This window comes from Mycobacterium sp. PO1 (assembly GCF_017312405.1).
Lineage (GTDB): Bacteria > Actinomycetota > Actinomycetes > Mycobacteriales > Mycobacteriaceae > Mycobacterium.
On record NZ_BLTG01000034.1, the window covers coordinates 1 to 10,456 of the forward strand.

Here is a 10,456-nt window from a genome sequence, read left to right on the forward strand (position 1 = left end):
CGATGTCTTGCGACATCACATAGTAGCGGGGACAGGATTCGAACCTGCGACCTCTGGGTTATGAGCCCAGCGAGCTACCGAGCTGCTCCACCCCGCGTCGGGTGAACGCTAGGTTACCGGTGGGCCCGGCAGCCCTCCAAATCGCCTGCTCAACGGTTCGCCGGCCGCGGCGGCGTGCGCTGACGACGGGTTTTCCGACAGCCTGCCCGCCCCAGAACCGCACGCTCGCCGAGATGGTGAGCCAGATCTCAGCGCACCACCTGGCCGGTGGCCAGCACCCGGGCCGGGTCGTAGCGGTCGGCCAGCGCGGCCAGCCAGTGCCGGGTGTCGTCGTTGTAGACCCGCGACGGACGGGCCGGGTCGTAGGACGGGGCGAAATTGGGCATCTGCCCGCCTGTCGACCACGGCGCCACCGCCGCCGCCACGGCTGCGGCGTGCTCGGCCACCATCGTCGCGGTGTCGGGCATCGGGGCGCCGATCACCGTCAACGCGTACGCGGCGTTGCGATGGCAGAACGCGCTGCGGTGCGCCGCCGGACGCGCGAATGCCCCACCCAGCATGCGCAATTCGACGATCACCTGCGGTGAACCCGACCCGGGCCCGGCGACGGCCAGGAGCGCATCGACGGCCGCAACCGGCAGATCCGAGAGCAACGCCTGGTCCTCGATGACCGGCATCGGGTCGACGGGGTCGGCATGCACCGCACCGATCGCTGCGTAGGGCAACACCGCGACGCTGTCCAACAGCGGCGTCGCGACGGCCCGCATCGGCGCCAACAGACGCTCGGCCTCGGCGAAATCACCGACGGCGGTGTAGCGCACGGCCACGGTCATCCTCCCGGCCAGCGGCTCGGACACCCCGGGCAGCGGCGGCAGCTGCTGGATGGCGATCGACGTGTTGACCGTCTCCGGCAGGCCGACGCTCCAGCTGCGCCACGCGTGCAGCACCGCGGCGGCGTCGGAACCATCGAAATACACGGCCCCGCCGTAGAACTCGGGGATATAGGGCAACTCGATCTCGACGGCGGTGACGATGCCGAGGGTGGCCTTGCCCCCGCGCAGACCCCAGAACAGGTCGGCGTTCTCCTGCGGGGTCGCGCGCACCAAATGCCCCGAGCCGGTCACCACATCGAAGGCCACCACGTGGTCCGACGACAGACCCACCGTGCGGACCAGCGGCCCGATGCCGCAGCCGGTCAGGAAACCGACCACGCCCACGCTCGGCGACGAACCACACAGCGGCGCGAGACCGTGCGGCGCCGCCGCGGCGATGACGTCCTGCCACCGCGCCCCCGCACCCACCCGGGCGGTGCGGTTGAGGACGTCGATCTCGCAGTGCTTCATCGCCGACGTCTGCACCAGGATGGTCTCGTCGCCGACGCCGACGGCGCCATGACCGGTGGACTGCACCGTCACGGTGAAGCCGTGTTCGGCGGCGAAGCGGACGGTGCCCGCCACGTCCTCGGGCGTGGTCGCCAGCACCACCGCCGCCGGCGTGACCGCCGCGGCCACATTCCACGGCATGCACCGTTCGTAGCCGGGTTCACCTGGCAGTGCCACATGCGTGTTGACCTGCTCGCGCAGTGTGCGCAGCGTGTCGGCGCGACTCAGGTCGGTCGGTACGGTCATCGAGGTCCTCTCCTCAACAAGGTGTGTGTGGAGAGAAGCATCGCCGACCCGACTTGGAAGACACTTGGCGCGCCGAAACCAAGCGCACTCCAAGCCCTCGACCTGCGAATTCGGCGCGCAATACGACGTCGGGAGTCCCCTGACGCGCCGGATTCGCGACTAGGCCATCTCGGGGACTCGCAGGTGTGCCAGCACCAGGTCGAATTCGCACTCGTCGATGACCTCGGCACCGGTGTCACGGACAGTCGCCAACTTGATCGCGTCCGACGCGATGCGGCTGGACCGCAGCGCCTCCGGGCTGTCGAACGCCGCTGAGCTGACCCCGAAGCCCGAGTCCCGGTCCACCAGCAGGCTGGCACTGCAGAACCCGTCCAGCTCCGTCAGGGCGGGGATGGTGGCCAGTCGGTAGCCGTCGATGGCGCGCTCGGCCAGCTCGGGTTCGACGCGCGCCCATGTCACCCGCACGCAGGCGCCCGGCCCCGAGTGGTTCTCCCGGTGCAGCGCGGCGATCTCCCATTCGTCGACGGTAGGACTGCCGCCGAGGATGTGGGCCACGCGATCGCGCAGCTCCTGGGTGGGCCGGCGGCTGGCGTTCATCGCCTCTTCGGTGCGCCACGCCGTCGTCGCGATACAGCGCCCACTGAGGCGGTCCACCAGCAGCGACAGACCGACATAACCGTCGAGCCCGCTCAGGGCAGGCCACACCGTGTCGTGGATGTACTCGATTCCGGCGTCGAGCGCCGAAGACCGCGCGTGAATGGTGTAACTGCGTGCATGCATCATCTGCCTCCATGGTCGGCGGCAGCGTCACGGCGGCGCTGCCGGACCGCTCCCATGGTCCTCCCCCGCCGGGGTCAGAGCAATGGCCGGCGCTGCAGTGGTGCAGCGCCGACCATACGGCGCGTCAGTCGGCCGACTGGTACTCGTCCATCGCGTCGTTCAGACGTTGCAGCGCCTCACCGTACTGGGCGAAGTCCCCGTTGCGCTGTGCATCCTGCACCGCCTCTAGCGCCGAGTTGACCTCCTGCAGCGCAGCGGTTTTCGCCGCCGACAGCTCGGTGGGACCGCTCGGCACCGCAGCGGCGGGCGGCGGCGCCTCTGGAGTCGCCTCCGGCGGAGTCGCACTCTGGTTCTGCGGCGCCTCCGGTGCCGAACCAGTGCCCGGTGTGCGCGACGCGGCGGGCTCGCCGGCCGGCCCGTTGGTCGGTGCGGGTCCCGTGGCGGTCCTGTCAGCCCCCGGGCCGAACAGGTCGATCAGCGCGTCGCGCACCGTCGGCCCGAAACCGATCTGGTCGTTGTACATCATCGCCACGCGGATCAGGCGCGGATACGACGAGGCGACGTCACTGCTGCCCGGTGAGGCATACACCGGCGCCACATACAGCAGACCGCCCTCGGCCATCGGCAGGGTCAACAGGTTGCCCCATCGGATCCGGTTCTGGCCGTCACGGCCGATCAGACCGAGTTCCTGCGACACCGTGGTGTCGGTGCTGATCGCGTTGAACGCCAGCTTCGGCCCGTTGACCTGACCCGGAACCGTCAAAACCGTGAGCTTGCCGTAGGTTTCGGGGTCCGAGCTCGCACTGATGTAGGCCGCCAGGAAGTCACGCCGGAACCGGTTCATGGCGCTGGTCAGCTGGAACGAGGCGTCGTTGTTGTCCTCGGCCAGGCTCTTGGCGACGATGTAGTACGGCGGCTGATAGCTGCTGGCCGTCGGGTTCGGGTCCAGCGGCACGTCCCAGAAGTCCGAGGTCGAGAAGAACGTCACCGGATCGTCGACGTGGTACTTGGCCAGCAGCGCGCGCTGCACCTTGAACAGGTCCTCCGGGTAGCGCAGATGGTCCTGCAGCTCCGGGGTGATCGCGCTCTTGGGCTGCACCGTGTCCGGGAACACCTTCATCCAGGCCTGCAGCACCGGGTCGCTCTCGTCCTGCGCATAGAGCGTGACGGTGCCGTCGTAGGCGTCGACGGTCGCCTTGACCGAGTTACGGATGTAGGACACCTGCTTGTCGAGCTGGAGCCTGTTCAGCGCCACCTCGTTGGAGTCGGTGGTGGCCGACGACAACGACACCGACTCCGAGTACGGATAGTTGTCCAGGGTGGTGTAGCCGTCCAGGATCCACACGACCCGCTCGTTGACGATCGCCGGATACATCGAGGTATCGGTCGTCAGCCACGGCGCGACAGCTTTGACACGGTCGGCCGGGTTGCGCTTGAACAGGATCTTGCTGTTCTCGTTGATCACGTCGGAGAACAGGAAGTTCCGTTCGGCGTACTTCGCGGCGAACAGGCTCCGGGTGAACAGGTTGCCGATGTCCACCCCGCCGCTGCCGGTGTAGGTGTAGTTGCGGGTCGCCACGTTGGTCTCGTAGTCGTACTCGCGCGGCGCACCGTTCTCACCGACGATCGCATAGTCGGCCGGGGTGTTGGAGATGACCGGCCCGTAGTAGATCCGGGGCTGGGCCAGCGGCGCCGGCCCGGGTGAGATCACTTCGCCGTCAGCACCCACCACGCTGGCCAGGAACTCCGGATAGCCGCCGTTCTGGTTGGGATCATTGGCCACGCCACGCACCGTGTTGGCCGGCGAGGCGATGAAGCCGTTGCCGTGGGTGTAGACGGTGTGCCGGTTGATCCAGTCGCGCTGGTTGTCGATGAGGCGGTCGGGGTTGAGTTCACGCACGGCCACCACGTAGTCGCGCAGGTTGCCGTCCTCGTCGCGGTAACGGTCCATGTTCAGGCGCTCGGGGAAGTAGTAGAAGTTCTTCCCCTGCTGGAACTGGGTGAACGCCGGGCTGACGATGTTGGGGTCGAGCACACGGATGTTCGACGTGGTGGCCCGGTCGGCGGCCACCTGCTGAGCGGACGCCGGGGCATCCCCCGGGTAGTCGCGGTAGGTGACGTGCTCGTCGGTCAGCCCGTAAGCCTGCCTGGTCGCGGTGATGCTGCGGCCGATGTATTCGCTTTCCTTCTGCGCGGCGTTGGGCCGGACGCTGATCTGCTCGACCACCAACGGCCACCCGGCACCGACCACCAGCGACGACAGCAGCAACAGCACCACGCCGATGGCCGGGATCCGCAAGTCGCGCAGGAAGATCGCGGAGAACACCGCGATCGCGCAGATGATGGCGATCGCCATCAGGATGAGCTTGGCGGGCAGCACGGCGTTGATGTCGGTGTAGCCGGCACCGGTGAACGGCTTACCGCCACGGGTGTGGCTGAGCAGTTCGTAGCGGTCCAGCCAGTACGCCACGGCCTTGAGCAGGACGAAGGTGCCGACCAATGAGATCAACTGGATGCGGGCGGCCTTGCTGACCGCACCGGTGCGGCCCGACAACCGGATGCCGCCGAACAGGTAGTGGCCCAGCAGGTTCGCGATGAACGCCAGGAACGTCGCGACCAGCAAGTAGGACAAAACCAGGCGGTAGAACGGCAGGTCGAACGCGTAGAAACCGAGATCGATGCCGAACTGCGGGTCGGTCACCCCGAAGCTGCCGCCGTGCAGGAACAGCTGCACCCGGTCCCAGTAGCTCTGCGCGACGAAGCCGGCCATCAGGCCGACGAACACCGGCACCCCGATGCCGACCAGACGCAGCCGCGACATCACCGCGGTGCGGTAGCGCGCCACCGGATCGTTGGGTCCGGCGGTCGGCACGAACACCGGCCGGGTGCGGTAGGCCAGCGCCAGCGCGGCGAACACCACCCCGCCGATCAGCGCCGTGACGACGAGGAAGATGACCAACCGGGTCACCACCTGAGTGGTCCACACCGACCGATAGCCCAGTTCGCCGAACCACAGCCAGTCGACATAGGTGTCCACGAACCGTGGACCGATGAGCAACAACAGCACCGCGGCCACCGCGACCGCGATCCAGATCCGACTCCGTCGGGTCAGCTTCGGCATTTTCGCCGCGGGCCGCATACCCACTCGATCACTCCAGTCTCGAACATTCCCAGCAGTTGTTCAGGTGGACCCAACTCTACGCATGCCAGCGCGAGCGGTCGGCTAGCAGCGAGGAGGTTCGCCACCAGCGGAAAGTTCCCGCAAAGAATCTATCGCGCGCTTCAACGTGTCCACCTTGAGCAGGTCGATGCCGTCGGCATCGGCGGTCTTGGCCTCGTCGCAGTTGTCGGCGGGCACCAGGAACACCGTGGCACCGGCATCTTCAGCGGCGACGATCTTGTGGGTGATACCCCCGATCGCGCCGACCTCGCCGTCACCGCTGATCGTTCCGGTGCCGGCGACGAACTTCGAGCCGTTGATGTCCCCGGTGGTCAGTTTGTCGACCACGGCCAGGCTGAACATCAGCCCGGCCGACGGACCGCCAATGTTGGCCAGGTTGAACTCGATGGTGAACGGCGCCCAGGGAGCGTCGAGCACGTTGACCCCGAGGAAGCCCTTGTCGCCGTCGGGGTGCTCACCGAGCGTGATCTCCGTGGTGCCGGCCGGGGCGTTCTTGCGGCGATAGTCGACGACGATCGTCTCGCCCGGTTTCGTGTCGGCCATCAGCGCCTGGAATTCCTCCAGGTCGGCCACCGGGGTGTTGTTCACGGCGTCGATGGCATCGCCGGCCTGCAACTTGCCCTTCGACGGGCCCTCCTCGTCGATGCTCTCGACGGAGATGGCCATCGGATAGTCCAGATAGTGCAGCGCGGCATATTCGGCGCTGTCCTCGGACTCGCGGAAGTCACGGGTGTTGGCTTCTTCGACCTCTTCCCGGGTGCGGTTCGGCGGGTAGACGAGGTCACGCGGGACCAGCTGGTCGCGTCCGGACGCCCAGAACACCAGCGCCTGCAGCAGCGAGAGCTGATCGCGCTGCGACACCGTGGTCATGTTCAGATGCCCCGAGGTGGGGTGGACCTCGGTCCCCTCGATGTCGACGACCTCCATGCCCTCGACCTCGCCGAGGGTGTTGAAGGTCGGGCCGGGCCCCAGCGCGACGTACGGGACCGTCACGAGCCACAGCAGCGCGCCGAAGATCATGATCGGCACCAGCGCCACGGCAAGGGTCGAAATCCGCCTGTTCACGCCGCCCACAGTAAAGGTTCACCGCGTGCGGCCCCGCCTCGGAGACACCCCGCACCGGCGGCGATCACGCCGTCGACCTCCCCGAACCCGGCGGTTCACTCAGAGCGTGACCCGCGGGCCCGCGCCCGGCGGGCCTGGTGAGTACCGTTGGAGTCATGTCTGACCTGCCTTTTGGCTTCTCGTCCGGCGACGACCCCGACCGCGACAAACGCAACCGGGAGTCCGGGTCCGGGCCCGGCGGTGACCCGTTCGGCCTCGGCGGCGGCCAGTTCGACATGTCGCAGCTGGGTCAGATGTTCTCCAAACTCGGCGAGATGTTCAGCGGCGCGGGCAGCGCGATGGCCACCGGCAAGTCCTCGGGCCCGGTCAACTACGACCTGGCCCGCCAGCTGGCGTCCAGCTCCATCGGCTTCGTCGCCCCGGTGCCGGAGAAGACGTCCGCGGCGATCGTCGACGCGGTGCGCCTGGCCGAGACCTGGCTGGACGGGGCCACCGCGCTGCCGGCAGGCACCACCAGCGCGGTGGCGTGGACGGCGACCGACTGGATCGACAACACGCTGGAGACCTGGAAGCGGCTGTGCGACCCGGTCGCCGAACAACTGTCGACCGTCTGGGCCGAGGCGTTGCCGGAGGAGGCCAAGGCGATGGCCGGCCCGCTGATGGCGATGATGTCGCAGATGGGCGGCATGGCGTTCGGCTCGCAGCTCGGCCAGGCGTTGGGCAAGCTGTCCAAGGAGGTGCTGACCTCCACCGACATCGGGCTGCCGCTGGGACCCAAGGGGGTGGCCGCCTTGATGCCCGAGGCCATCGAGGCGCTGGCCGACGGTCTGGAGCAGCCGCGCAGCGAGATCGTCACCTTCCTGGCGGCGCGCGAAGCCGCCCACCATCGCCTGTTCAGCCACGTGCCGTGGCTGTCGACGCAGCTGCTCAACGCCGTCGAGGCGTTCGCGCGGGGCACCAAGATCGACATGAGCGGGATCGAGGAGCTCGCGCGCGGATTCAACCCGGCCTCGCTGTCCGATCCGTCGGAGATGGAGAACCTGCTCAACCAGGGCATCTTCGAGCCCAAGGCCACTCCAGAGCAGACCGCGGCACTCGAGCGGCTGGAGACCCTGCTGGCTCTGATCGAGGGCTGGGTGCAGACCGTGGTGGCCGAGGCGCTGGGTGACCGGATTCCCGGGGCGTCGGCGCTGAGCGAGACGCTGCGCCGGCGGCGCGCCACCGGCGGCCCGGCCGAGCAGACGTTCGCCACGCTGGTCGGACTGGAGCTGCGGCCGCGCAAGATGCGCGAGGCGGCCGATCTGTGGATGCGGCTGACCGAGGCGGTCGGCTCCGACGCCCGCGACGGGGTGTGGCAACACCCGGATCTGCTGCCCGATTCCTCGGACCTCGACGAGCCCGCCGGGTTCATCGATCGCATGATCGGCGGCGACACCAGCGGAATGGACAGCGCTCTCGAAGAGGCGATCTCGGATCTGGAGCGCGACATCCAGAAAGACGCCGGCGGCCCCGACAACCCGGACGAGCCTCGCGACCACTGACCCCTGTGGATAACCCGGTTCGCGACCGGGCGGGCGTGACAGCGTCGAGGAGTGACGCGATACGCGCTGAACCCGGCCACCCCCGTCCTGTCCCGTCCCGACGGCACGGTGCAGGTGGGCTGGGACCCGCGCCGCGCCGTGGTCGTGCAGCCGCCGCCGGGTCTGTCCGCCGCCGCCGTCGCTGACCTGCTTCGCGCGCTGCAAGGCGCCGCCACGGTGTCCGACCTGCTGGCGCTCGGCGGCGGTGCGGATGCCGAGGTGGTGGCCGGGCTGGTGGCCCACCTGGTCGGCGCCGGCCTGGTCACCGCGGTCACGCCGGTCCCACGCTCGACGGCGGTCCGGGTGCATGGCGACGGACCCTTGGCCGATTTGCTGATCTCGGCGCTGCGCTGCACCGGCACCCGGGTCAGCCACACCATGCGCACCCACGCCTGCACCACCACCGCGGACCTGGCGGTGCTCACCGACTACCTGGTGGCCGATCCCCGCGTGGTGCGAGAACTGCACGACGCCGGTGTGGCCCACCTGCCGGTGCGGGTGCGCGACGGCACCGGCTTGGTGGGGCCGCTGGTCATCCCGGGGATGACGAGCTGTCTGCGCTGCGCCGACCTGCACCGCAGCGCTCGCGATCCGGCGTGGCCGGCGATCGCGACCCAGCTGTGCCGGACCGTGGGGGCGGCCGACCGGGCGACGATCCTGGGGACGGCGGCGTTGGCACTGCGTGAGATCCGCCACGTGCTACGGGTCGACGCCGCAGCCGGCGCGCCGCCGGCGACGGTGAACACCACGCTGGAATTCGACGTCGACGCCGGTGTCCTGGCGGCGCGTCGGTGGGCGCGCCACCCGGAGTGCTCATGCTGACATCGCACGTTGCCAACTGCTTGGTGGAAATTCAGCGCAGTCATGGATGATGGTGTGGTGAGCGACATCAAGCGTGGGCGCGCCGCGCGGAACGCCAAACTGGCCTCGCTGCCGGTCGGCATGGCCGGGCGGGCCGCCATGGGCTTCGGGAAGCGTCTGACCGGAAAGTCGAAGGACGAGGTCAACGCCGAACTGATGGACAAGGCCGCCCAGCAGTTGTTCACCGTCCTGGGCGAGCTCAAGGGCGGCGCGATGAAGGTCGGCCAGGCTCTGTCGGTCATGGAAGCCGCCATCCCCGAGCAGTACGGCAAGCCCTACCGCGAGGCGCTGACGAAGCTGCAGCGGGAGGCACCGCCGATGCCCGCCGCCAAGGTCCACCGCGTCCTCGACGCACAGCTGGGCACCAAATGGCGGGACCGCTTCGCGTCGTTCGACGACAAGGCGGTCGCGTCGGCCAGCATCGGCCAGGTGCACAAGGCGGTGTGGGGCGACGGCCGCGAGGTCGCGGTCAAGATCCAGTACCCCGGCGCCGACGAGGCGCTGCGCGCCGACCTGAAGACGATGCATCGCATGGTCGGCGTGCTCAAGCAGCTCTCGCCGGGCGCCGATGTGCAGGGCGTCGTCGACGAGCTGATCGAGCGCACCGAGATGGAACTGGACTACCGGCTCGAGGCCGACAATCAGCGCGCGTTCGCCAAGGCCTACGAGGGCGATCCGCATTTCGTGGTGCCGCACATCGTGGCCAGCGCCCCGAAGGTCGTCATCCAGGAATGGATCGAGGGCATTCCGCTGTCGCACATCATCCGCGACGGCACCCAGGAACAGCGGGACCTGATGGCGACGCGGCTGTTCGAGTTCAGCGACGACGCACCGCGCCGGCTGGAGATGGTGCACGGCGACGCGCACCCTGGCAACTTCATGCTGCTGCCCGACGACAAGATGGGCGTCATCGACTTCGGCGCGGTGGCCCCGATGCCCGGCGGCTGGCCGGTCGAGCTGGGCCAGATCCTGCGCTACGCGGTGGACAAGAACTACGACAAGCTGCTGCCCACGATGCAGAAGGCCGGCTTCATCCAGAAGGGCCAGCAGGTCTCCACCCGCGAGATCGACGACATGCTCAAGCAGTACGTCGAGCCGCTGCAGGTTCCGGTGTTCCACTACCAGCGCTCGTGGCTGCAGAAGATGACCACACTCGAACTCGACCGCGCCGCCGGACAGATCAAGGCGGCACGTCAGATGGACATCCCGCCGAAGCTGGCGATCCCGATGCGGGTGATCGCGTCGATCGTCGCGATCTCCTGCCAACTCGATGCGCACGTGCCGACGCGCCGGATCGCCGAGGAGATGGTGCCAGGCTTCAGCGACCCCGACAATGCCTGAACCCTCACTGGTGGACGATC

General features: G+C 68.5%; 7 protein-coding genes and 1 tRNA gene. 3 read left to right on the forward strand and 5 right to left on the reverse strand.

The window, feature by feature from the left end; all coding sequences use genetic code 11:
- Positions 1-23: 23 nt before the first annotated feature.
- From J3476_RS14080 to J3476_RS14100, 5 genes are all read right to left on the reverse strand, one after another.
- A tRNA-Met gene (locus J3476_RS14080) sits at positions 24-97 on the reverse strand.
- 151 nt (positions 98-248) lie between these two features.
- Positions 249-1,628, reverse strand: a complete 1,380-nt coding sequence (locus J3476_RS14085) for an FAD-binding oxidoreductase (protein WP_207067062.1) — start codon at positions 1,626-1,628, stop codon at positions 249-251.
- Between the two features lie 159 nt (positions 1,629-1,787).
- The gene (locus J3476_RS14090) at positions 1,788-2,408 is read right to left on the reverse strand and encodes a hypothetical protein (protein WP_207067063.1); all 621 of its coding nucleotides are present in this window, start codon (positions 2,406-2,408) and stop codon (positions 1,788-1,790) included.
- A gap of 124 nt (positions 2,409-2,532) precedes the next feature.
- Positions 2,533-5,553 (reverse strand): UPF0182 family protein, encoded by a 3,021-nt coding sequence (locus tag J3476_RS14095; RefSeq protein WP_207067064.1) that lies wholly within the window; start codon positions 5,551-5,553, stop codon positions 2,533-2,535.
- Positions 5,554-5,631: 78 nt separating this feature from the next.
- Positions 5,632-6,654, reverse strand: coding sequence for a PDZ domain-containing protein (locus J3476_RS14100; RefSeq protein ID WP_207067065.1), 1,023 nt, complete (start codon positions 6,652-6,654; stop codon positions 5,632-5,634).
- Positions 6,655-6,791: 137 nt separating this feature from the next.
- Here J3476_RS14100 and J3476_RS14105 point away from each other — a divergent pair, with 137 nt between their 5' ends.
- Genes J3476_RS14105 through J3476_RS14115 form a run of 3 tightly spaced genes read left to right on the forward strand, consistent with a single transcriptional unit; the run spans position 6,792 to position 10,436 of the window.
- Positions 6,792-8,195 (forward strand): zinc-dependent metalloprotease, encoded by a 1,404-nt coding sequence (locus J3476_RS14105; RefSeq protein ID WP_373889065.1) that lies wholly within the window; start codon positions 6,792-6,794, stop codon positions 8,193-8,195.
- 51 nt (positions 8,196-8,246) lie between these two features.
- The gene (locus tag J3476_RS14110; RefSeq protein ID WP_207067067.1) at positions 8,247-9,056 is read left to right on the forward strand and encodes a cyclodehydratase; all 810 of its coding nucleotides are present in this window, start codon (positions 8,247-8,249) and stop codon (positions 9,054-9,056) included.
- Between the two features lie 42 nt (positions 9,057-9,098).
- Positions 9,099-10,436, forward strand: coding sequence for an AarF/ABC1/UbiB kinase family protein (locus tag J3476_RS14115; RefSeq protein WP_207067068.1), 1,338 nt, complete (start codon positions 9,099-9,101; stop codon positions 10,434-10,436).
- The last annotated feature ends 20 nt before the right edge of the window (positions 10,437-10,456 follow it).